The sequence below is a fragment of the Emergencia timonensis genome, assembly GCF_900086585.1.
Taxonomy (GTDB): Bacteria; Bacillota; Clostridia; order Peptostreptococcales; family Anaerovoracaceae; genus Senimuribacter; species Senimuribacter timonensis.
On the sequence record NZ_FLKM01000009.1, the window covers coordinates 1,945,620 to 1,967,828 of the forward strand.

Below are 22,209 nucleotides of genomic sequence, written 5' to 3' on the forward strand. Positions count from 1 at the left end.
TCCTGCAGCCTAGAGCAGGAAAATATTGTGCTTCTTGCAATCGTTTATCATTTTGTCTGACCATACCGACGCCTGTACTTCTCCGATATGTGCTTTTCTGAGGAAAAACATACAGAGTCTGCTCTGTCCGATACCGCCGCCTATGGAATACGGCAGTTCGTCGTTTAAAATGGCTTGATGGAAAGATTGTGTTCTTCTGTCGTCGGCGCCTGCAAGAGTCAACTGTCTATCCATCGCTTCTGCATCGACGCGGATGCCCATAGAGGAAACTTCAAAAGCTTTTTCCAGAACGTCATTCCACAGGATGATATCTCCGTTTAACTCCCAATCGTCGTAGTCAGGTGATCTGTCATCGTGCTTTTGGCCTGATTTTAGTACGCCTCCAATTTTCTCGATAAAAACGGCGCCATGAGCCTGACAGATCAAATCCTCTCTCTCTTTGTCGGTTTTGTTGGGATATAGATCTTCTAATTCCTGCGTGGTGATAAAGTAGATTTCATTGGGAATCTCTGTTTGAAGATCTCTGTACAGCCTGTTGACGTAATCCCCCAGGTTTTTAATTGCATTATATATGGTGGTCACTGTTTCATGTAAATATTCTGTGTTTCTTTGGTCTTTTGTGATGACTTTTTCCCAGTCCCACTGATCCACATAGACGGAGTGCAGATTATCCAGTTCTTCATCCCGTCTGATGGCGTTCATGTCTGTGTAGATACCGTGTCCAGGTTTAATTCCATACTTTCCAAGAGCCATGCGTTTCCATTTTGCCAGCGACTGAACGATTTCCACTTCTCTTTCGTCCAATCCCTTTAATGTAAAGTTCACTCTTCTTTCAATCCCGCTCAAGTTATCGTTGAGTCCCGTCTTAGGATCAACGAAAAGCGGTGCAGATACTCTGCGCAGGTTTAAACCATATGCCAGCTCTTGCTGGAAATAGTCCTTGATTTTTTTGATCGCCCTCTGGGTCTCCAGGGAGCTGATCACAGGGGTATACTCTTTTGGTGTAATTAATTCTGACATGTGCTGTTCTCCTTTATATGACATTATCTTTTCGAGTATTCACATCCGCAGTAGTTTTGCCTATAGAGGCCATATTCCTTTGACAACTGTATGCTTCTTTGAAAACCCGCTTTCTTTTTAAAATCTATATCAAGAAATTCTACACTATATTCTTGTGCGAACTCTTTTCCTAATTGTGAAATTAACGTGTAGTTTTTGTGGGGACTGACTGTAAGTGTGGTAGCAAAGAGGCCAAAACCTAAATTCTTAGCTGTTTTTGCAGTTTTCGCCAGCCGCATCCTGAAACAAATCGTACAGCGTTTGCCGCCCTCAGGTTCATTACTGCAGCCGTCAGTCAATTGATAATAGACGTCTGGCTCGTACTCTCCTTCTAAAAAATGTATTTTGTGTTTGCCGCCCAAATGCAGATTGAAATTCTCTATGAATTTCACCTGGTTAGCTTTTCTTTTTTCGTACTCCTTTGAATCAGTAATGCAAGGATTATAAAAAAATACGGTAATTTCGTAATCCGGCGCCAATCGCTCTATGACCGATGTGCTGCATGGTCCACAGCAGCTGTGCAGCAATAGTGCAGGTTTCATCACTTCTTCCCCTGCTCCAGCAATCTCTGCCAGTGTTCTGTTTCTTTGTCCTACTTCACATTGACAATTCCACGGAGTGGTGGACTTCTTCGCCATATTTTCTGTCTCCTTTGCGCAAAATTATTTTTGTTACAGAGCGAAGTCCGCCGCCTCTTATGGCGCGGGGCATCCAGCATCTGTTATAACACTTTATTATACACCATATACAGCAACATGCGCAATATTCTATTTTAGTAAAAAGCACTGCGAGATACCTGTTTTTCAACGTTAATTAGAGATAGAAATTTTTTCGTTCTTAGTGGGTAATACGAAACTTTAGGTTGACAAAGGGACACTTGCTCTGCCCTAATTTCGAGGCAGATGAACCGCGCATACTGGACGTATGCAAAGTGAAGATAACGATGAATGTAGGGCAAACAAACGCTTTGCAACATGTTACCCCTTGTCAGCAGAAAGGATAGACAAGGGGTAACATAATATGCTAAAATTAGTATGAATATTACAAAAAGGGGTTTATCATGACGCAGCCAATTAACACAATTAGTTCTTATCTGAAACATGAGTTCGGCCAAAAAACCGTAAAATTAGCCATAGACGGCGGATTTACCTGCCCTAATCGGGATGGAAGCAAATCCTATGGCGGGTGTCTCTTTTGTTCTGAAGGCGGCGGAGGCGACTTTGCCTCTACAATAGAAAATCAGATTGATCTGTTATCTGAAAAATGGCCAAAGGCGAAGTATCTGGCCTATTTTCAAAATCATACTAACACCTATGCTCCCATAGAAACATTGCGAGAGAAATATGAAAAAGCGCTTAGTCACCCGTTGATTTCTGGCATCGCCATCGCCACACGGCCAGACTGCATCAACGAGGAAGTTTTGGACTTGCTCTCTGAAATCAACGAAAATCACTTTCTGTGGGTCGAATTGGGGCTTCAGACGATACATCAAAGGACGGCTGATCTGATCAACCGCTGCTATGCGTTATCTGTTTATGATTACGCTATCGAAGCCTTAAACTCACGAGGCATCAAAACCGTAGTCCATCTTATTCTTGGCCTGCCTGGCGAAACCAAGGAAGACATGATTCAATCGGTAAGATATGTCTGCGCTTCTGGAGCCTGGGGCATCAAGCTGCACCTCCTCAATGTAGTAAAGGGCTCGAGGATGGAAGAGGAATATCACGACTACAATTCCTTCCATTCCATCGAGGAATATGTGAATTTCGTCTGTGACTTGATTGAAATCATTCCTTCTGATATCGTAATCCATCGCCTGACCGGCGACGCACCGCGTAAGATTCTGATTACACCAGAGTGGAGTTACAGAAAAAGAACTATTCTCAATGGAATCACTGCTGAACTGAAGAGACGGGGCAGCTGGCAGGGATGCAAGGCATAGAAAGGAACATGGAGAAATTTATGCCTCATAGCAAAATTTCTCCATACTAAATTTAATCCATTCCACCCTAACCTTCTGTATAAAAAATGCTGACTACAAAGATTACAAACAAAAAGACTCCAAGAGCAACGTAATACTTACTGTTTTTCTGTTTCTTTTCTTCCTCTATTCTTTCCCTTTCACGAAACTGTTGTTCTAGGTCATCTACTTTTTCTTGACAGTATTTAATCTTCTTTGCAGAGTCTCTAAAATCCATAATAGGTTCCAATTTTTTGATAACTTCGAGGTAATCAATTTTATGTTTTGCACGATTAAGAAGTTCGCTGGCGGTACAATATTCGATTTCCTTTGCCTCAAATTCTCTGCGTGCTTCAATCACTCGCTCATATTCTTCTAGTCTGCTTCTCAGGTCTGAATTAGCAAAACGAATCGTTTTTTGATAATAAGGATTTTCTTTCAGAGTATATTTCAATTTTGATAATTCTTCTTCACGGCGTACAAACTGTGAAATCATAAGCTTGCCTAAATAAGCTTCTGCACATTCTGGATCCATATCGAGAACTTTTTCACAATAAATATCTGCACGTTCCCATTCTTCATCTTCTAAAAAAAGGAATGCTCTTTTTATTAACGATTCTGCTGTTGGCTGGCTGTGTATAACAGACTTTATCTTCATTTCATTGCTAGAATTCCGTTGCAGAATTTTTTGTATCCCATAAACAAGGTCCTGCATAAATCCAAGCTTAGACATATCCATGGCCTGTAAATGCGAAAATTCAACAGGTAAATCATATGGATTCATATCTCTATAAACAGGAATCAGCATTTTATCCGCTCCCTGCCTTATTAGCGCCAGATATCGGCTCCACTCATTTTTGACCCATGGAGAATTAAAATACTCTGCTCGTGTGCTAAGAACAATCATAATTTTTGCAGAGTTCAAAGCTGCAAAAATATAGGGCTCATATTCTATTCCCATTTTGTCGTCTAAAGTAATGCGGGAAAAGAAGACCTTGTATCCAGCTTCTGTCAACTCATGATATAATTCGGCAGCAATGACAGAGTCTTCTGAACGTCTTCCATCTGCGGACAGATCTTTGTAACAAATAAAAATATCAAATGGCTCCTCATTTTTGGATATCATAATGATGTTGTTCTGAATCTCATCAATTTGTTTCGCTTCAAATTCATAAATGGCTCTTTGTGATTTATCTGCATATTTTAATGCAGATGCATAGTCTGAATCAAGGAAGATGGATGTATATTGTGTGCGATTAATTGTTGGCACCCGTTTATGGCTAGAAGGATCTTCTACATATTCAATACCATACTTACACAAAACCAATGACCAATAACTTTCAGCATCCTTTGGGTCTTCTTTCAGAATTTCTTCGTAAAGCTCAGCAGCTTTGTCGTATTCATTGTTCCGCCTATATTGACCTGCACGGTCATAGAGATTATATCGCTTTTCATCACTAAGCTTAGGCAAGGTTTGTTTTGTTCCGCAGTAAGGACATACGGCAACGGTCATATTCTTCGTTAGCTCTAAGTCACCGCCACACATTTTACATTTAAAAATTTGCACTCTTGTGTACCTCCAATTTCATCACTTCAATAACCTGCATGCATGATTTCTCTCCAATATACGATGATACAGTGCTTCACAAGCATTTTGTGCGTTAGAAAAATCTTTGGCCTGAATATAATCGTATAGCGCTTTATACGTAACAGAAATTTCTTCTTCCAGTGTGACAAGCTTTTCACTGCTAACCGGATCGCTGTATTTACAGACGTTATATAATTTCTTTAATTCTTCTTTTAACATATCGTCAGATGTCATGTCATATAAGGTTTTTAAATAGATCGTTAAAGTTCTAATAAAAGAAGTATCCTCTTCAATATTATTTTCCACACGTTCTACATTTTTTTGTGCAAAATGGGAACTTATAAATATCAGTAGATAACCACCTAGAAGCAAAGTGCCCACAGTGACTGCAACCCAACTTTGAACAAAACCAGCGTACATAAAAAATAACCCTGAGATGAACTGCAATATTAAATAAGTGATACTAACATGAATTCTTGACAGACCCCAAAAAACTTTTTCTTCGTGATGTGCATACTTGAATGCCATGGAAAAATACAAAAACTGCATCATAATAGCAACCACAGTAAATACATACGCCGGCCAGAACGCCGAAGATTGTCTATGTGGGACAGCAAAAGCAATTACATTAAATAGGATGAGCAATATCAAAATGACCCCTATGCCATATTTGTCTTTTCTCATAAAAGCCTCCTATAATTCCTTGCCACATTCTGAACAAAACCTACCTCTTGCAACAACTTTTCCACAAGACGGGCAAACTATCGTTTCAGAAGCTTTTGATTCTATTTTTGTAAGGGCTCCATCAACAGCCCCGTCTAAACTCCTGTCTACTTCACTGCCAACACGAGTTACGTTATCTAGGCCAATTTCCATGCTTGTAAACTGACTCGAGGCCTCTTTAGCAGCTACAGTTTCAGCTACGTCAAAACCTCTCTCTTGTTGATAGGTATAGCCTTCCTGTAGTCTTTTTTTAGCAATAGCCTGTGACTCAATTATAATCTTTTCAGCTTCCGTCTGTTGATCAATAATGCCTACCTGTTGACGAAGCTTCGCCTCAGCAATATCAGCATATTGTCTAAAATACAGGTTTTTGAATTTCTCATACGAATCTTCCCCTTCAGGTCTTAAAACTGTTGTGACAAAGAAACGTTCTAAGGATATCCCATAGCTTGCAAAATCAGGTAAAAGGGCTTGTTGCAATGCGATAGAAAAATCATTTAAGTGTTCGTCAATCTGGAATAAATTAATTTTTTCTTCTTTAATTACCTTTGGAATGTAAGACTTAATTTTTGTCATCAAAAAAGGTCTGAAATAATCCATTAGTTCCTTTTGTCCGAACGTGCTTTCTGTCCCCACTAGATTCACTAAAACTTTCCTTGAATCATCAATGCGCAGACTCAATTCACCACAAGCTCCTATCTGTATCGGGAATTGATATTGTGGTTCTATAAATTGAACTTTACTATCCGTCCCCCATTTTATTCCCATTTGTTCTGTTCTATTTATAAAATAAATTTCGCAATGAAATGGAGTAATTGTTTCCGTTGTGTAATTCAAAAATTTTCGTACTAAAGGAATATTTTGATTTTCAAGCGTATGTCTGCCTGGACCAAATAAGTCGAGCGCCTCTCCGTTCATCATGAAGATAGCTTCTTGGGATTCATGGACAACTAGTTGTGTGTATGAATCGAAATCCTCTTGAGGATGCTTCCAAATTAATGTCTTATTATCACCTTCATATTTTATGACTGATGTGAATTTACTCATATTAAACCTCTATTCATCATAGAACAAAGGACGACCTTTTCTATAAAAGAGAAGATCGTCCTAATATAAACATTATCTTTTTATAGAAACCACAACTGAATATGGTCCGTATACGGTCTTATCATAGATACTATCTTTATATGCCCTGACTTTGTAGTAATACCGTTTTCCCAACGTCCTACCCTGATTCAAAAACCTGGTCGTCTCTGCAGGAACGGTCTTTACCAGCGTATAAGTTCCGGACTTGGATGTGGATCGGTAGACTTTATATCCAGTAATTCCTCCCACTTCTGTCCATTTTACCTCAATAGATTTCGTGTACATATTTTTCAGAGTCACCGTCGGTTTTTGTAACGTATGGACTGTAATTAACGGTGAATACTCATTACTGATAAACCGTACTCCATTAATCTTCTTGTACGGTGCCAATTTAAATTCATATTCCTTGCCCGCATATGACATTTTCTTGACAACCTCTGTGTTTCCATCTACATATACTGAGTTCCACTTTTCTGATGTAGTCTGTTTATATCTGAGTCGGTATCCGTCGGCTCCGTCTATAGCATCCCAATTAAATTTCATGGTCATATAGCCGCTGTACAAATCGCCTGTCAAAGTATTTGCTTCCCCAAAGGTGGCGCCTTTGATCACATCTGATTCTTTACTATATATTTTTTCACCCTTATATTCGTAATAAGCAGCTACCTTGTATTCGTAAATCTCACCGCGATACTTCATGGTCTTCGTCCAGGAGGTTCCATCCTTGACGGTGTTATAGGACCAGCTAGATGCGCCCGATTTTTTCCAGTATACTCTGTAACCAGTCGCTTTCGCATCTCCGTTCCAGGTTAAAGTGACCTGCTCATTGCTATCACTCTGCACTTTGACATTGGTCGGTTTCTCTGGAACGTAGGCATTATCATCGCCCTTTTCTCTGACTACAGTTACATAGTAATATCTTACTTTTCCAGAAGAGGAAGTTACTTTTACTGTCACTTTGTTAGTGCCGACAGCCAAATTGGTGTTTCCTGTAACTGTAACCTTAGCGTCATTTACGTTGGTTGTCGTTTTAATGGTAACACTGCTGGCGGAGACCTTCGTTTTCAATTTGTAGGAAGAAGTGAATCGATCAAAGGTTGCTGTAAGCGATTTCAGCGTATCCCCTTCATAAACCTTCAGCGAATCGAGATAGTTATTATTGTTTCCGCTTCCAGGTTCCGGACTTACCGATGCCGGCATGTTTTCGTATACCGGAATCTCAAATGTAAACGCTTCATCAAAGACACCCGCATCCTGATAGCAGGAAGACATGATGGATGACTCCGTAGCGGCAGAAAATACAGAAGTCGCATATTGATGCGTTCCTACGCTTCCTAATCCGTTGAGCACGTTATAGCGCGATAAGTATGCGGTGTATTGGTTATTGTCTAAAAAATTGTTAGCGATATAAATTGCACCGCCTTTTACTGCCTTCTCTAATGTATTCCAAGGTCTCAGGTAAGACTTTCCGCTTCCATCCGATCCACCTGCTGCATAGACCAGTCCTTTTGTCGCTGCACTGCCGTCTGCGCTGTCTGACGCACCAATGTTATAAGTATTGTAAACACCAGAATATTTCTTGCCGCCGTAAGTAAACGAATGACCGTCTATCATAAAGTCAGAAGATCCCAGCTCAATCCTCGTCTTAGCTGCCAGATAAGTCGGACTGATATTATAACTCTGTCCGCCGTATACTTGTTGAGCCGCCGCTACATAATACGCAGATGCAGAAGACGGCAAAGCAGTCGTCTTTAAAATAGATTTGACGATGTTCTCCTTCTGGTAAGAAGCATCATATGTATAAGGTTCAAACATAAAAATGGACGACTCTTCCAGCCAATTTCTCGGGTCCATGTAAAAAGCAACCGCATCTTTTGAAGCGGCAACCCAGTTAGCGCCATCCTTGCCTATGTAGGTATTTGTAGCAAAATTATAAGTTCCGCTTCTAACTTCTTTATACGCGTCAGGCTTGGAAATAGATACTAGGTTTGCGTTCACATTAGAAATCTGTTTTTCTAATGCCTCGCTCCAACTGTATCCAACCTTTTTGGCTCTGAAGTTCCAGGTCGGATGTTTTTGATGTAAAGCTCTCAGTGCAGCTCTGTAGCTGGTTGGAAATTCAGCTAATTGTGCCTCAAAATTCTTATTGTCGGAGGGTATGTCCGGCGGATTAGAAGCGCTGCCGGTATCCAGATTAAGATAGGATGCGGAAATATAATAATAAGATCCGTTTATATTCACCTTATACCAAGTAGACCCTCCTGAAGCAGCCGCTTTTAAGACGACTTTTACACTGTCGCCTTTTGATAGCTTCTTGACAGTTGAAAAGGTAGTTCCTGGTCCAGTTCTGACATTAGCTTCTTTCGTTATCTTTGCAGTTATGCCGGATGTATAACTGATACTAGTCAAATCAGAGCGAATATATCCGCTTCCATAAGCACTGCTCACATAGTACCAGATCTTCGTCTTATCACTGCTTCCTGACACTGTATATTTTTCCTCACTGATTGTTACTGTCGCATTGTAGGGCAACGTACATACAACAGAAGATGAAGTGGAATAACTGGATCTGACATTTACCCCATCTGATTCGCTAATCCTGCCTGACGCATTGGGCGCCGAAGCACCATATGATACGATAGTCAAGGTTATCAGCATCGTGCCTGTAATCAGTAAAACTAATAAAATATCTTTATAATTCAATTGTGTCTTATTCTTTATCATTTTGTCACCTGCCTTTATTTATCCGGTCCCAATCTACCGTCGTTATAGTGTTTCCTGCACAGAGTTACATACATATCGTTGCCGCCGATTACTACTTGCTCCCCTTGTTTGACAAATTTTCCATCTACGACTCTGGCTACCATGGTAGCCTTGCGGCCGCACCAGCAGATCGTTTTGATTTCCTCAATCTTGTCTGCATAAATCAACATATAATAAGAACCCTCGAACAGTTCGTTGCGAAAATCGTTTTTTAAGCCATAAGCTAGTACTGGAACTTCCAGACTGTCCACAATTTCAACAAGTTCCTGCACATGATGTTTTTTTAAAAACTGACATTCATCAATCAAAACGCAGTCGATCTTGTTTTTTTCATTCTCTCGCATGAATAGTTCTAGGATATTAGTATCATCCTGCACTAGCATAGCCTCTCTCTGTAAACCGATCCTAGACGTGATTACGCCTGTCCCAAATCTATCGTCGACAGCGGGTACCAGTGTCAACACGTGCTTTCCTCGTTCTTCGTAGTTATACGCTACCTTAATCAGTTCTATTGACTTGCCAGCATTCATCGTACTATATCTATAATATAATTGCGCCATTTGTCCCTCCTTTTGCCTAAGTTTAATTCTAAAGGAATTCACAGAGAAAATCAACCATTAACGTGCCGATTCAAAGACGAAGTTTCAGTAATATCTGGTAATGAAAGCTTGTACAACAAAAAACAACCCTTCGGACTTTACGTCTGCGAAAGGCTGCTTAAAAATAAATGGTGCCCAGACTCGGAATTGAACCAAGGACACGGGGATTTTCAGTCCCCTGCTCTACCTACTGAGCTATCTGGGCATACATGTGATATTCTTTTGTATAATGGTGGGCCATCGGGGACTTGAACCCAGGACCTGCCGGTTATGAGCCGGACGCTCTGACCAACTGAGCTAATGGCCCACATCTTATTTGTAATGGTCGGGGTGGCAGGATTTGAACCCGCGGCCCACTGGTCCCAAACCAGTTGCGCTACCAAACTGCGCTACACCCCGATATTTATGTATTCCGCAAGAACCCTTATTGGCAGGGGCAGAAGGATTCGAACCCTCGACACGTGGTTTTGGAGACCACTGCTCTACCAACTGAGCTATACCCCTGCGTAATGGCGGAGAAGATGGGATTCGAACCCATGCGGCCCTAATACGAACCCTAACGGTTTAGCAAACCGTCCTCTTCAGCCTCTTGAGTACTTCTCCAGGCTAAACGAGATCTTGCGTTATATAAATCGTTTAAAATGTCTGATGGCGGAGAGGGTGGGATTCGAACCCACGGTCCCTTTCGGAATCACTGGTTTTCAAGACCAGCTCCTTAAACCACTCGGACACCTCTCCAGTGTGGATTCAACTGTTATTTCTTTAAAAATGGTGACCCATCGGAGATTCGAACTCCGGACACCTTGATTAAAAGTCAAGTGCTCTGCCGACTGAGCTAATGGGTCATAATAATTGGCTGGGGTAGCAGGACTCGAACCTACGAATGACGGAGTCAAAGTCCGTTGCCTTACCACTTGGCTATACCCCAAAATCATCAAATAAATGGTGAGCCCACAGGGATTCGAACCCCGGACACACGGCTTAGAAGGCCGTTGCTCTATCCAACTGAGCTATGAGCCCACACTAAATTTGAAAAACTGGAGCGGATGATGAGAATCGAACTCACGCCATCAGCTTGGAAGGCTGAGGTTCTACCATTGAACTACATCCGCATAAAATGGAGCGGAAGACGAGATTCGAACTCGCGACCCTCGCCTTGGCAAGGCGATGCTCTACCCCTGAGCCACTTCCGCACATTCTTGAAAAAATTGGTCGAGGGAGATGGATTCGAACCATCGAAAGCTCAGCTAACGGATTTACAGTCCGCCCCCTTTGGCCACTCGGGAATCCCTCGAAATTATTTTTCAAACTTAGTCGTGTTATTTGATGAATTGGAGTTGTTCTTCCAACCTAATTATCTGTATTTTGGAGCTGGCGGAGGGAATCGAACCCCCAACCTGCTGATTACAAATCAGCTGCTCTACCGTTGAGCCACGCCAGCATATTATTGTAAAGTTTAAAATTGGCGACCTGGAACGGGCTCGAACCGTCGACCTCCAGCGTGACAGGCTGGCATTCTAACCAACTGAACTACCAGGCCGCATCTATGCTTTCCAATTTGCCGAACTGCTGTATTGCCGCTCGTTCCTCGCTCATTTGCGTGCTCAAGTACACGGCAGTTTGCTCTAAACTCGCGCGCCTTGCATCTCGGACAAATCTTCTGCGCATCTGTGAATGGTCACTGTTGAAAATGGTGGGCGTTATAGGGCTCGAACCTATGACCCTCTGCTTGTAAGGCAGATGCTCTCCCAGCTGAGCTAAACGCCCGCAGTGTCCGCTTCTTGAATGCTTGGCACGTTTATAAATTATATAACATTCTCTATGCTTTGTCAAGAAGTTTTTTAATTTATTTTCCGTGTTGTTTCGCTGCTCGTCTTCCTAAAGAAGTGAGCCGAAAACTATATTATCACATCAGTAATCTTATGTCAACATTTTTTTCAAATGTTTGGCAATCATTTTCTAACCTTGTCCAATCTGACAGATTCATTCACGATGACAGCCTTACCGCCAGATAAACTTGTGACCGTTTCTTTTAATGCTCCCGCACAAGATGGATCAATGACGATCTCACAGGTCACCGTATCGGCATAAACTATATTAGCAAATTTTACATCATAAGTAAAGTAAAAATTTTGTACTTTATTAAAAACACTGTAATCCATCCTGTATGTAACTGCCGACAGTTCCTTGACGTCACAAGGTCCGGCCACTTGAATTCCAAGCTTTGCGCTGCTTGTATAGGCGCGAACCAGACCGCCGGTTCCTAATTTGATTCCGCCGAAATACCGGGTAACTACTACCACAATATTGGTGATGTTTTCCTGAACCAGCATTTGAACGATGGGCGCCCCAGAGGTGCCCTGGGGTTCGCCGTCATCACTTGCCCATTGCACCTGAAACTTGTCTCCTATGACCATGGCGGGTACATTATGGGTTGCGTCTTTGTATTGTTTTTTAATGGCAGCAATAAAAGCGTCCGCCTCTTCTTTAGAGGAAACAGGCTTCACATGGGCAATAAATCTGGATCTTTCTATCGTCTGCTCTGCCAGTCCTTCTTCAAAAACCGTACTATATCGTATCATATTCCTTTAACCTCTGATAGTCTTCCTGATTCAGTTCAACATCAAAAAAGGTTCCCTCCTCCAGATATTCCATAGATTTGACCAGAGCCTTTTCACACAGATAGGAAGAGAGATCGCCTCTCGTATAGGGAATCATCAGCTTTGCACATACCTTATCAGCAAAGATTTTTTCTTTTATTTTATCAATTAGCTGGTCGATATTGATATTCTCTTTGGCAGAGACAAAAAGATTCTCTAAATTGGTCACAGGCGCCTGAAAATCGGGCACCAGATCTATTTTATTGAAGACCATGACCTTTTCCTTAACATCTGCGCCGATCTCTCCTAATACTTTATTGGTTACCGCAATATGAAAATCGTTTTCCTCGTAGGAGGCGTCCACGACGTGTAGCAGCAAATCAGCGTAGAGCACTTCCTCTAACGTCGCCTTAAACGCTTCCACCAGGCTGTGGGGAAGTTTACTGACAAAACCAACTGTGTCAATCAGAATAAATTCGTGATTGGTGTCCAGCTTGACACTGCGCTGCTGGGTATCCAGCGTGGCAAAAAGCATATCTTTTTCTGTGACAGCTTTTTCTGATTTGTCTACCACAGAAAGGAGCCTGTTCATCAGCGCAGACTTGCCTGAGTTCGTATACCCCACTAGAGCGACCACCGGAATCCCCGACTTTTCTCGCTTTGATCTCTGAACACTCCTCGTCTTAACCAGTTGGGACAACTCGCTTTTGATGTCTTCCATGCGTCTCTCGATGTGACGCCTGTCAGTTTCCAGCTTTTTTTCACCAGGTCCCCTGGTTCCAATTCCGCCGCCTAGACGAGAAAGAGACTTACCAAAGCCGGTAAGTCTTGGCATTCTGTACTTCAGCTGTGCCAATTCAACCTGTAATTTGCCTTCTCTCGAGTCTGCTCTGGCAGCAAAGATATCCAAAATCAAGATCGTCCTGTCTATCACTCTTACATCTATGGCGTCCTCCAGATTTCGAATCTGCATTCCTGTCAGCTCATCATTGAAAATGACCATATCCGCTTCCATATTTCTGACCAGTTCAGCAACTTCTTCTACTTTGCCCTTTCCAATCATAGTTGCCGTATTCGGCTTTTCCAGAACCTGGACGACCTTGCCCAGGACCTCGGCATTTGCAGCCTCGGCTAACCCGGCAAGTTCTTCCATGGAATAAGATATATCTTCTTTTCTCTGCAGGCCGACCAAGATCGCCCTGTATTTTTCTTCTGTTATAATCTCATTATTTTCATTAAATCTAAGCATGACATTAGTATACCACAGATTATTGATTCGTTGCATCCAAAATATTATTTTCCGGCACATTTACATAGCTGTCCGGCACCTCGCCGACGATGACAACTTCTGAAATCAGCATTTTGTTCTTAATTTTAAAATTCTCTGCTGAAAATGGCTGTAATACCCTGACGTTACTTTCTATCGTTATGTAAATTTTATACTTGGTCTGGTTAATCCCCTGACTTTCAAATTCTGTTTCAAAGTCGCAGTTCGTTACAGACAGAGGCATGATTTTTAAATTTACATTGAGGTAATCCGCCTCCGACAGCAGTTTGCTGCCCACTAATGTACCGTAAGACAGTTTTACTGTGCGAGGCTCTATATTGTCATATTTCTTCTGGAGGTTTACAGAAAACTCAGCTACCATCCTGTTGATCAGACTGGTGTTGGACTGCACCATTTGGACTTTATCGTCCTTCCCGCTCTTTATGATGAACAGATTTTCCTCATATTCCTTGCCCGAAAAATCCTCTTTGATAGTCTGATTGACGATTTCTGTAATCATACCCTTTGCTTTCAGTTTGCTCACAGCATCGATATTCGGCTCTATTTGCTGTTTAAATCCATTAATCAATAAAATACACCCTAAGCTAAAAAGAATCAGCGAAATCGTCAATTTTTTCCAAAATGAGAGTTTTTCATTTCTGTGTCGTCTCATAAAAAAACCTCCTGCTATAACATTCTATGTTAAGCAGGAGGTTTTTGTTATTAATTATATTTCAAAATTCTTAATTCCGTCTCTCAGAAACTCGTTCGTAATCTTGATTCTTGTGCCTTTCATACCCAGCGATCTGGATTCGATGACACCGGCGCTCTCCAGTTTACGGAGTGCGTTTACGATAACAGAACGGGTGATGCCAGATTTGTCAGCAATTTTGCTGGCAACCAGAAGACCTTCGTCTCCCTTTAACTCAGCAAAAATTTTCGTAACAGCGTCCATTTCGGAATAAGACAGCGTGGAAAGGGCCATGTCCACAGCCTCTTTCATTCTGATATCTTCTTCCTCATCCATGGCAATTCCTCTGGCAACTTCGATTCCGACTACCGTTGCGCCGTATTCGCAGATTGCGATATCCTCATCATCATAAGCCTTTTCCGCTCTTGCCAGCAGCAATGTTGCAATTCTGTTTCCGCCAAAGATGATTGGCACAATGGTATGATATTTACTTGCCATTGTGTATTCTTCTCCATAGTACATTTTGATGCTGTCATAGGTCAGATTCGCTTTGGTATCTGTAACCTGCAGGAATTTGTCATTGTACAGAGTAGGCAGAACTACCTTCTTTGTCTCCGGATCCACCACAAGGGGAGCCTCTTCTCCTGACTCATATTTTGCAGCGAGAACTTTTCCTCTTCTATTCATAATGTAGATGTTGGAATCAAGCATTTCGCTCATAATATTGCACAACTCATCAAAAGAGATATAACCAGCTGTGCTTTCAGAAAGCACCCAATTCAGCTTTCTAATTCTTGTTAATAATTTTTCACTCATATTTTACCTCAACTTTTTTAATACTAACTAATTCTTATTTGTATAGGGGTGTAATCCGCCTATAAGATATATCTGTCCACATCATCTTTGTGGATAGTATCCATAAATTTGCCTTGTACAAAGGCTCTATCAATGGTGATCTGCTCTTCTTCCATTTCTGGAATATCGAAGGAGATATCTTCCAGCAGCTTTTCTAATATTGTATACAGTCTTCTCGCACCAATATTTTCAGTCTGCTCATTCATAAGATACGCCATTGTGGCGATTTCGTCAATAGAATCTTCTGTAAATTCTACTTTAATTCCCTCGGTTTCCAATAACGCAATATGCTGTTTGATAATGGCGTTCTCTGGAACCGTTAAAATTTGAACAAAAGATTCCTTTGTTAAGTTCTGCAGCTCTACTCTGATTGGAAAACGACCCTGCAGCTCAGGAATTAAATCGGTCGGTTTTGAAGTATGGAATGCCCCTGCACCGATAAACAGTATGTGGTCTGTCTTTACCGGACCATATTTTGTGTTGATCACACTGCCCTCGACGATAGGCAGGATGTCTCTCTGTACGCCCTCTCTGGACACATCGGCACCAGTATGATAACTGGAACTGGAGGCAATCTTGTCAATCTCGTCAATGAAGATAATGCCGTTCTGCTCTGCGTTTTCCAAGGCTTCGTCAGTAACCTGATCCATATCCAGCAGGTTCTGCGCTTCCTGTTCTCTCAATATCTTTCTGGCATCTTTGACTCTGACTCTCTTGTTCTTCGTCTTCTGCGGCATCATGTCGCCAAAAATATTTCCGATGGCGATGCTCATGCCTTCGTTGCTCATGTCGAGCTGGTTGCCCTTTGGCGTGTCGTTGACTTCAATTTCAACAAACTGTTCCTCTAAGAGCCCCTGCTTCAACTGCTGTCTGACTTGCTCACGAGCCATCTCTATATCTGTCGGATCTACCTTCTTATCGTTTTCCTTCGCTTTATTCTCTTCATAAAGCTGTTTCTGACTCGGATAACCGCCGCTGTTCAAGATAAAATCAAACGGGTTGCTCGGTTTGTTTTCGCTTTTCTTTTTTTTGCCGCCAGGTATAATCGCTTCGATAATTTTTTCTTCTGCGATTTCTTCTGCAATATCATATTTTTCCTGTAGTCTTGACTGTTTGGTAATACGAATGGCCGCTTCCACTAAGTCTCTGACCATGGAATCTACATCGCGTCCCACGTAACCGACTTCCGTAAACTTGGTAGCTTCTACCTTGACAAAAGGCGCCTTCATCAGTTTAGACAACCTTCTGGCAATCTCTGTTTTACCGCAGCCTGTCGGTCCCATCATCAGAATATTCTTCGGTGTGATTTCTTCTCTCATCTCGTCAGAAAGCAGACTTCTCCTATATCTGTTTCGGAGGGCGATGGCCACAGATTTCTTTGCCTCATCCTGTCCGATGATATACTTGTCCAGTTCCGCCACAATCTCTTTTGGCGTCATATTCTGTATTTTACCTGCCATGTTTCTTCCCCCTTTATAACTTCTCTACCGTAATATTATCATTCGTGTACACGCAGATAGAAGAAGCAATTTTCAATGACTCTTTGACGATTTCTTCTGCATTCATCTCTGTATGATTAAATAAAGCGTTAGCCGCTGAATATGCAAAGTTCCCACCAGAGCCAATAGCTACAAAATCCTGGTCAGGAACGATAACCTCACCATTTCCTGATACGACTAGGAGATCATTTTTATCTACTACGATCATCAAAGCTTCCAGGCTTCTCATTCCCTTATCTGAACGCCACAGTTGGGCAAGGTCCACTGCCGCTCTCTTCAGATTGCCGCCGTGTTCCTCCAGTTTCTTTTCAAACTTTTCAGTCAAAGAAAAAGCATCTGCAACAGATCCCGCAAATCCGGTTAAAACCTGGTTCTTAAATATCTTTTTTACTTTTTTTGCCCCATTTTTCATAATGGCTGTCTCACCCATGGTGACCTGTCCGTCTCCGCCGATGGCTATATCGTCAGGGCCTCTTCTGACAGCGCATATTGTGGTTGCATGAAATTCTACCATTCTCTCTACCTCCATTATTCCTTTCAGGCTACTCTTTGTAGTCGCATTCAGCATTTGAGCAGGCAAGATTGCCTGCCTTTGTTTTTTTCTCTATTAAAAGTGCCCCACATTTTGGGCATTTTTTGTCGACCGGTTTATACCAATAAGATTGATCACAATCGGGATAGCCGCTGCAGCCATAGAATAGTTTCCCTTTTTTGCTTTTGCGGGCCACAATATCCTTGCCGCATTTTGGACATTTGACATCGATGGTTTTTACAATTGGTTTCGTATTCTTGCACTCCGGATATCCGGAGCAGGCGATAAATTCTCCAAAGCGCCCTGTTTTTAATACCATCGGCTTTCCGCACAGCTCACAGGTTTCGCCTGTTGGCTGGTCTTCCACTGTCACTTTTTCGATTGCATGGTCAGCGACTTCCAGCTCTTTCTCAAAGGGACCGTAGAAATCGCGAATAATCTTCTTCCATTCCAAATCTTTGATTTCGACGTCATCCAGCTTATCTTCCATCCCAGCAGTAAAATTGACGTCGACAATCTCTTTAAAATACTCTTCCATCAGTCCGGTGACCAAAAAACCCAATTCTGTAGGCACGAGCGATTTTTTCTCCCTTGTCACGTACTTTCTCTCCGAAAGGGTACCGACAATAGGCGCGTAAGTACTCGGCCTGCCGATATTCTTTTCTTCCAGTTCTTTGACTAAGCTGGCTTCTGTGTACCTTGCCGGCGGCTGCGTAAAATTTTGTTCGCCGCCGAGACCGATTAGGTCCAATAGCTCGCCTTTCTCTAAGGCTGGTAATATCTTATCTTTATCTTCATCCATACTACTCTTGTACACCCTCTGATAACCGTCAAACAAAAGTTTTGATCCCGTAGTCTTAAAAGTGTAGTCGCCGTTTTCTATTTCAACCTGCAGATTATCGAATTTTGCTGCCGTCATCTGACTGGCCATAAATCTGCACCAGATCAGCCTGTACAGTTTGAACTGGTCGTTGGAAAGGGAGTCTTTGATGGCTTCCGGCTCCAGTGAAATATTACTCGGTCTGATGGCTTCATGAGCGTCCTGAATATCTTTCTTTTTGTTGGAGTACACATTTTTTCCAAGATACTCTTTTCCATACTTTTCGTTGATAAAATCTGCAGCAGCAGCTTTGGCTTCTTCTGAGATTCTCACTGAATCAGTTCTCAGATACGTAATGAGACCGACTGTACCTTGTCCTTTGATTTCAACACCTTCATAGAGCTGCTGGGCAATCAGCATGGTCTTTTTCGTATTGAAATTTAATTTCGTCGAAGCCTCCTGCTGCATACTGCTCGTTGTAAAAGGCGCAAACGGCTTCTTCATACGCTCTTTTTGATTCAGGGCTGTAACAGAGTAACTTCCTGTATTCAACTCTGCTAATATTTTATCATTTTGTTCTTTATTTTCAACAACCAGCTTTTTCTTTTTATATTCCATCAGCTTGGCTGAAAACTTTTTGCCTTTTTTGAATTCGGCGGTGATCGTCCAGTACTCTTTCGGATCAAAATCCTTGATCTCTTTTTCTCGGTCGCATATAATTTTTAAGGCTGCTGACTGCACTCTGCCGGCAGATAAGCCTTTTCTGACCTTTCTCCACAAAAGAGGGCTGATCTGATATCCCACCAGTCTGTCTAAAACGCGGCGAGCTTGCTGCGCATCCACCAAATTCAGGTCAATCTTCCTAGGATGTTTGATGGCATCCTTAATGGAGCTTTTAATAATTTCGTTAAATACAATTCTGCAGGGTGTGTCCAGATCTATTCCAAGCAGGTTTGCAAGATGCCACGAAATTGCTTCTCCTTCACGGTCCGGGTCAGTTGCCAGATATACTTTTGACGCCTTTTTCGCTTCTTTCCTCAGTTCCTTGATGATATCCCCTTTGCCTCTGATGGGAATGTACTGTGGTTCGAAATCGTTCTCGATATCGATGCCAAGCTTGCTTTTGGGCAAGTCCCTCACATGCCCGACAGAAGCGATGACCTTATAGTTTGCACCAAGATACTTGCCAATGGTTTTGGCCTTTGATGGTGATTCCACTATGACTAATGTTTTTTTCGCAGTTGCCATTTTTCCTCCCGCACTCTTTCGTTATATTAATGTTACAATCCTATATTGTATTAGGATTATCAGAATTTTGCAACAAGAATTTTGCCTAAAGATGAAAAAATTATACCTTTCATTTCTAGAATTGTGATTATACCATTAATTTCCGATGGTTTTATGTTCGTTTTGTGATATATTTCGTCGATTGTCACTTCACCACAATTTTTGACCACTTCAAAGACCCTTCTTTCGTCCTCTCCCAGCTCTAGTAGATTATCTTCCTTTATATAGGGAGAAATATTCAAATCTAGGAAAATATCGTCTATTAAAATAAGCGGCGTCGCATTTTCTCGAATCAGTTTATTGGTGCCAAAACTGTAGTAACTGGTAATATTTCCCGGTACCGCATAGACGTTCTTTCCCTGCTCTTCTGCACACTCTGCAGTAATCAAAGCGCCGCTTCGGTTTGGCGCCTCCACCACGACCACACTTTCTGACAAAGCACTGATCAGCCTGTTTCTCTTTGGAAAGTCATATGCTTTGGCAATATACTCCGGTTCATGTTCAGATAAAAGCAGGCCCTCGCGGGCAATCTGCTGCTGCAGCTTTCGGTTTTCTGGCGGATAATAATGCTCGGTACCGCCACCTAATACGGCAATGGTTTTGCCGCCGGCCTCTAAGGCGCCTAAATGCCCTGCAGTATCGATACCCCGCGCTAAACCGCTGACCACCGTCACGCCGTTCTCTGCCGCCCTTTTTCCAATCGTTTTTGCTACTGTCTTTCCGTATTGGGTGCATTTTCTGCTGCCCACAATGGCGATACACCTGTTTTGCAGCAGTGTAAGATCGCCCTCAAAATATAATACACCGACGTCGGGCACGAAGTCTCTCAGAATTTGGGGAAAATTGTCGTCAGCCATCATAAGTTTTCCTTGCATTATAATTTCTCCCTATATTGCAGTGCTTCTGCCAAATGTTTCGTCTGGATGCTGCCGCCTCCATCCAGGTCGGCCACGGTCCTTGCCAGTTTTCTGACCTTCAGCACAGTTCGCGGATTTAATTGGTATTTTTCGTACGCCTGCTCCAAAATTTTCTTCTGCTCAAGACCGAGAAAGGCAAATTTCTCTATCAAATGATCGTCAAGCTGTTGGTTTAACACAATACTTTGATCTCTATAACGGTTACGTTGGATCTTTCGTGCAAATTCAATCTTTTCCTTCATTTCTTTTGAAGATTCAACCGTTTGACAGTTGAGTTCGTTATAGTTTACCGGCAAGAGCCTGATGTGCATATCGATTCTGTCGATAATAGGACCGGTGAGTTTTGCCTGATAACGGGTGATTTCGTGGGGACTGCATACGCACTGGTGTGCCACATCGCCATAATATCCGCATTTGCACGGGTTGGATGCCGCCACCAGCATAAAGTCTGCCGGATATAGATAGGTCTCCCCTTTTCGGACCAGAGAAATCTTTTTCTTTTCTAAGGGAAGGCGCAGCGTGTCGATGATATTCTTGTCAAATTCTCCGATTTCATCCAAAAACAGCACACCTTTATCCGCCAGTGTGATTTCACCCGGCCGCGGAATCGCGCCCCCGCCCAAAAGCCCTGCTGCTGTAATTCGATAATGCGGCTGCCTGAAAGGGCGCACACAGATATAGGGCTGACCCTCACTCAACAAACCAGCTACTGAATAAATCATCGTCGTCTCAATGATCTCATTGCGGTTCATCTTCGGCATGATGGAAGGAATTCTTTCTGAAATCATCGTTTTCCCGGTTGAAGGGCTGCCTACCATTAAAATACTGTGGCCGCCTGCCACAGCGACAGTAATCGCTCGCTTTATGTTCTCCTGCCCTTTGACGTCAGAAAAGTCTAAAAGTGTGTCTGTCGTTGACGGCAGATCAAAAGCTAAGGGGTCGTGAGAATAAGGTGCAATCGCACAGCTTAAATTAAAATGGTTCATGACTTCTGTTATGGATTCAACTGGCAGAAGACGGATGCCGCTCACTAGCGATGCTTCTTCTCTGTTGGCCTTAGGCAGAATAACGTTTTTTAAGCCCTTCTTTCTCAGGGCCGTGACCATGGGCAAAATGCCGTTACATTGCTTTACACAGCCGTCTAAAGACAGTTCCCCGATAAAGCCATATTCCTCTATATCACGATCAAAAAACTGTTTGGATGATGCCAGTATGCCCATGGTCATGGCCAGGTCAAAATGACTTCCCCGCTTACGTATTCCGGCTGGCGACATGTTGATTGTAATTCTCCCTCCTGGATACTCCAGTCCTGAATTACATATTGCAGAACGAATTCTCTCTCTGGCCTCTTTTACGGTCAAGTCCCCCAGTCCAACAATGTTCATCGCCGGCATCCCTTTGGCAATATCTGTTTCGACAGTAATAGGCACCGCATCGATGCCGTGCACTGCCGCTGAAATAATTTTTGACAACATCTTTTACTCCTCTCAAAATGCGTTTTCTATTTGATTGACCAGAAGCTCGATCACTTGGAAGGAAACGGAATTACGACTTCTCCCATGTGACTCCAAATAATAGGCCGCAGTCCTTCTTATATGCCTTTGCTTTTCACGTGTCACCGATTCGGCTGGCATTCCAAAGCGGACAGTCTGCCTGGTCTTTACTTCGACAAAAAATAGCTTGTCGCTTTTCTCTGCGATGATATCAATTTCTCCAGCTTTGCATCTATATTTTCGTTCTAATATCCGATAACCTTTCAGCATCAGAAGTTTGGCAGCAAAGTCTTCCCCTGCGTCTCCGAGGAAATTATTATTACACATCGTCTTCTCCTTTTTTACTTTTATGTAATTTATTGTAATTTATACATTTAATTTACTACATTTTACATTATATGTCAAGATGGTGGCGAACAAAAAACCAGGGACCATTCAAATAGGTCCCTGGTTCAAACTCTTCTTATTTG

Annotated in this window: 18 protein-coding genes and 15 tRNA genes; 1 reads left to right on the forward strand and 32 read right to left on the reverse strand. The window is 42.3% G+C overall.

Annotated features, from left to right (window positions below; genetic code table 11):
• Positions 1 to 9 precede the first annotated feature (9 nt).
• Complete coding sequence (gene asnA, locus BN6539_RS20050; RefSeq protein ID WP_067542440.1) at positions 10 to 1,020, reverse strand: aspartate--ammonia ligase; 1,011 nt, start codon at positions 1,018 to 1,020, stop codon at positions 10 to 12.
• Between the two features lie 23 nt (positions 1,021 to 1,043).
• The gene (locus BN6539_RS20055; protein ID WP_067542443.1) at positions 1,044 to 1,697 is read right to left on the reverse strand and encodes an epoxyqueuosine reductase QueH; all 654 of its coding nucleotides are present in this window, start codon (positions 1,695 to 1,697) and stop codon (positions 1,044 to 1,046) included.
• A 422-nt stretch (positions 1,698 to 2,119) separates the two neighbouring features.
• Between BN6539_RS20055 and BN6539_RS20060 the strand changes: the two genes are divergently transcribed.
• Complete coding sequence (locus tag BN6539_RS20060; protein WP_067542446.1) at positions 2,120 to 3,001, forward strand: TIGR01212 family radical SAM protein; 882 nt, start codon at positions 2,120 to 2,122, stop codon at positions 2,999 to 3,001.
• Between the two features lie 67 nt (positions 3,002 to 3,068).
• Here the strand turns inward: BN6539_RS20060 and BN6539_RS20065 are convergent, their stop codons facing one another.
• The 30 genes from BN6539_RS20065 to BN6539_RS20210 form a co-directional block, all read right to left on the reverse strand.
• Positions 3,069 to 4,586, reverse strand: coding sequence for a toll/interleukin-1 receptor domain-containing protein (locus BN6539_RS20065; protein WP_148484510.1), 1,518 nt, complete (start codon positions 4,584 to 4,586; stop codon positions 3,069 to 3,071).
• Positions 4,587 to 4,607: 21 nt separating this feature from the next.
• The gene (locus BN6539_RS20070; protein WP_067542454.1) at positions 4,608 to 5,291 is read right to left on the reverse strand and encodes a hypothetical protein; all 684 of its coding nucleotides are present in this window, start codon (positions 5,289 to 5,291) and stop codon (positions 4,608 to 4,610) included.
• A 9-nt stretch (positions 5,292 to 5,300) separates the two neighbouring features.
• On the reverse strand, positions 5,301 to 6,377 hold the full coding sequence (locus BN6539_RS20075; protein WP_067542456.1) for an SPFH domain-containing protein: 1,077 nt from the start codon (positions 6,375 to 6,377) through the stop codon (positions 5,301 to 5,303).
• A 72-nt stretch (positions 6,378 to 6,449) separates the two neighbouring features.
• Positions 6,450 to 9,140 carry an SH3 domain-containing protein gene (locus BN6539_RS20080; protein WP_067542458.1) on the reverse strand — a complete coding sequence of 897 codons (2,691 nt, stop codon included), beginning with the start codon at positions 9,138 to 9,140 and terminating at the stop codon, positions 6,450 to 6,452.
• A 14-nt stretch (positions 9,141 to 9,154) separates the two neighbouring features.
• Positions 9,155 to 9,739, reverse strand: a complete 585-nt coding sequence (locus BN6539_RS20085; protein ID WP_067542461.1) for a thymidine kinase — start codon at positions 9,737 to 9,739, stop codon at positions 9,155 to 9,157.
• Positions 9,740 to 9,907: 168 nt separating this feature from the next.
• Positions 9,908 to 9,983 (reverse strand) — tRNA-Phe (locus BN6539_RS20090).
• Between the two features lie 25 nt (positions 9,984 to 10,008).
• Positions 10,009 to 10,085: transfer RNA gene (locus tag BN6539_RS20095), tRNA-Ile, on the reverse strand.
• A 15-nt stretch (positions 10,086 to 10,100) separates the two neighbouring features.
• Positions 10,101 to 10,177, reverse strand: a tRNA-Pro gene (locus BN6539_RS20100).
• Positions 10,178 to 10,206: 29 nt separating this feature from the next.
• A tRNA-Trp gene (locus BN6539_RS20105) sits at positions 10,207 to 10,282 on the reverse strand.
• Between the two features lie 6 nt (positions 10,283 to 10,288).
• Positions 10,289 to 10,381 (reverse strand) — tRNA-Ser (locus BN6539_RS20110).
• Between the two features lie 46 nt (positions 10,382 to 10,427).
• A tRNA-Ser gene (locus BN6539_RS20115) sits at positions 10,428 to 10,516 on the reverse strand.
• A 31-nt stretch (positions 10,517 to 10,547) separates the two neighbouring features.
• A tRNA-Lys gene (locus BN6539_RS20120) sits at positions 10,548 to 10,623 on the reverse strand.
• Between the two features lie 8 nt (positions 10,624 to 10,631).
• Positions 10,632 to 10,706: transfer RNA gene (locus BN6539_RS20125), tRNA-Gln, on the reverse strand.
• Between the two features lie 15 nt (positions 10,707 to 10,721).
• Positions 10,722 to 10,798, reverse strand: a tRNA-Arg gene (locus tag BN6539_RS20130).
• 18 nt (positions 10,799 to 10,816) lie between these two features.
• A tRNA-Gly gene (locus BN6539_RS20135) sits at positions 10,817 to 10,890 on the reverse strand.
• Positions 10,891 to 10,896: 6 nt separating this feature from the next.
• Positions 10,897 to 10,971 (reverse strand) — tRNA-Gly (locus tag BN6539_RS20140).
• A 16-nt stretch (positions 10,972 to 10,987) separates the two neighbouring features.
• A tRNA-Tyr gene (locus BN6539_RS20145) sits at positions 10,988 to 11,072 on the reverse strand.
• Positions 11,073 to 11,144: 72 nt separating this feature from the next.
• Positions 11,145 to 11,219: transfer RNA gene (locus BN6539_RS20150), tRNA-Thr, on the reverse strand.
• A gap of 22 nt (positions 11,220 to 11,241) precedes the next feature.
• Positions 11,242 to 11,318, reverse strand: a tRNA-Asp gene (locus BN6539_RS20155).
• 151 nt (positions 11,319 to 11,469) lie between these two features.
• A tRNA-Val gene (locus BN6539_RS20160) sits at positions 11,470 to 11,545 on the reverse strand.
• 185 nt (positions 11,546 to 11,730) lie between these two features.
• Positions 11,731 to 12,360 (reverse strand): YigZ family protein, encoded by a 630-nt coding sequence (locus tag BN6539_RS20165; RefSeq protein WP_067542464.1) that lies wholly within the window; start codon positions 12,358 to 12,360, stop codon positions 11,731 to 11,733.
• On the reverse strand, positions 12,347 to 13,627 hold the full coding sequence (hflX, locus tag BN6539_RS20170; protein WP_067543614.1) for a GTPase HflX: 1,281 nt from the start codon (positions 13,625 to 13,627) through the stop codon (positions 12,347 to 12,349). Before hflX ends, BN6539_RS20165 begins: the two co-directional genes overlap by 14 nt.
• Before the next feature lie 19 nt (positions 13,628 to 13,646).
• Positions 13,647 to 14,318 (reverse strand): sporulation protein YunB, encoded by a 672-nt coding sequence (yunB, locus tag BN6539_RS20175; protein ID WP_067542472.1) that lies wholly within the window; start codon positions 14,316 to 14,318, stop codon positions 13,647 to 13,649.
• A gap of 54 nt (positions 14,319 to 14,372) precedes the next feature.
• Entirely contained in the window at positions 14,373 to 15,152 is a 780-nt protein-coding gene (codY, locus tag BN6539_RS20180) for a GTP-sensing pleiotropic transcriptional regulator CodY (protein ID WP_067542475.1), read from the reverse strand.
• Positions 15,153 to 15,211: 59 nt separating this feature from the next.
• Complete coding sequence (gene hslU, locus BN6539_RS20185) at positions 15,212 to 16,651, reverse strand: ATP-dependent protease ATPase subunit HslU (RefSeq protein ID WP_197492899.1); 1,440 nt, start codon at positions 16,649 to 16,651, stop codon at positions 15,212 to 15,214.
• Between the two features lie 13 nt (positions 16,652 to 16,664).
• A complete protein-coding gene (hslV, locus tag BN6539_RS20190; protein ID WP_067542477.1) occupies positions 16,665 to 17,204 on the reverse strand; it encodes an ATP-dependent protease subunit HslV in 540 nt (179 codons plus the stop codon).
• A gap of 28 nt (positions 17,205 to 17,232) precedes the next feature.
• Positions 17,233 to 19,290, reverse strand: coding sequence for a type I DNA topoisomerase (gene topA / locus BN6539_RS20195; RefSeq protein ID WP_067542480.1), 2,058 nt, complete (start codon positions 19,288 to 19,290; stop codon positions 17,233 to 17,235).
• Positions 19,291 to 19,349: 59 nt separating this feature from the next.
• The gene (gene dprA / locus BN6539_RS20200; RefSeq protein ID WP_067542483.1) at positions 19,350 to 20,204 is read right to left on the reverse strand and encodes a DNA-processing protein DprA; all 855 of its coding nucleotides are present in this window, start codon (positions 20,202 to 20,204) and stop codon (positions 19,350 to 19,352) included.
• Positions 20,204 to 21,721, reverse strand: coding sequence for a YifB family Mg chelatase-like AAA ATPase (locus tag BN6539_RS20205; RefSeq protein WP_067542490.1), 1,518 nt, complete (start codon positions 21,719 to 21,721; stop codon positions 20,204 to 20,206). Before BN6539_RS20205 ends, dprA begins: the two co-directional genes overlap by 1 nt.
• Before the next feature lie 12 nt (positions 21,722 to 21,733).
• Complete coding sequence (locus tag BN6539_RS20210; RefSeq protein ID WP_067542492.1) at positions 21,734 to 22,066, reverse strand: YraN family protein; 333 nt, start codon at positions 22,064 to 22,066, stop codon at positions 21,734 to 21,736.
• Positions 22,067 to 22,209: the final 143 nt, after the last annotated feature.

Bases quoted from the DNA above. Each gene is read 5' to 3' on its own strand.
- asnA (WP_067542440.1), bottom strand. From the start codon at position 1,020: ATGTCAGAATTAATTACACCAAAAGAGTATACCCCTGTGATCAGCTCC.
- BN6539_RS20055 (WP_067542443.1), bottom strand. From the start codon at position 1,697: ATGGCGAAGAAGTCCACCACTCCGTGGAATTGTCAATGTGAAGTAGGA.
- BN6539_RS20060 (WP_067542446.1), top strand. From the start codon at position 2,120: ATGACGCAGCCAATTAACACAATTAGTTCTTATCTGAAACATGAGTTC.
- BN6539_RS20070 (WP_067542454.1), bottom strand. From the start codon at position 5,291: ATGAGAAAAGACAAATATGGCATAGGGGTCATTTTGATATTGCTCATC.
- BN6539_RS20075 (WP_067542456.1), bottom strand. From the start codon at position 6,377: ATGAGTAAATTCACATCAGTCATAAAATATGAAGGTGATAATAAGACA.
- BN6539_RS20080 (WP_067542458.1), bottom strand. From the start codon at position 9,140: ATGATAAAGAATAAGACACAATTGAATTATAAAGATATTTTATTAGTT.
- BN6539_RS20085 (WP_067542461.1), bottom strand. From the start codon at position 9,739: ATGGCGCAATTATATTATAGATATAGTACGATGAATGCTGGCAAGTCA.
- BN6539_RS20165 (WP_067542464.1), bottom strand. From the start codon at position 12,360: ATGATACGATATAGTACGGTTTTTGAAGAAGGACTGGCAGAGCAGACG.
- hflX (WP_067543614.1), bottom strand. From the start codon at position 13,627: ATGCTTAGATTTAATGAAAATAATGAGATTATAACAGAAGAAAAATAC.
- yunB (WP_067542472.1), bottom strand. From the start codon at position 14,318: ATGAGACGACACAGAAATGAAAAACTCTCATTTTGGAAAAAATTGACG.
- codY (WP_067542475.1), bottom strand. From the start codon at position 15,152: ATGAGTGAAAAATTATTAACAAGAATTAGAAAGCTGAATTGGGTGCTT.
- hslU (WP_197492899.1), bottom strand. From the start codon at position 16,651: ATGGCAGGTAAAATACAGAATATGACGCCAAAAGAGATTGTGGCGGAA.
- hslV (WP_067542477.1), bottom strand. From the start codon at position 17,204: ATGGTAGAATTTCATGCAACCACAATATGCGCTGTCAGAAGAGGCCCT.
- topA (WP_067542480.1), bottom strand. From the start codon at position 19,290: ATGGCAACTGCGAAAAAAACATTAGTCATAGTGGAATCACCATCAAAG.
- dprA (WP_067542483.1), bottom strand. From the start codon at position 20,204: ATGCAAGGAAAACTTATGATGGCTGACGACAATTTTCCCCAAATTCTG.
- BN6539_RS20205 (WP_067542490.1), bottom strand. From the start codon at position 21,721: ATGTTGTCAAAAATTATTTCAGCGGCAGTGCACGGCATCGATGCGGTG.
- BN6539_RS20210 (WP_067542492.1), bottom strand. From the start codon at position 22,066: ATGTGTAATAATAATTTCCTCGGAGACGCAGGGGAAGACTTTGCTGCC.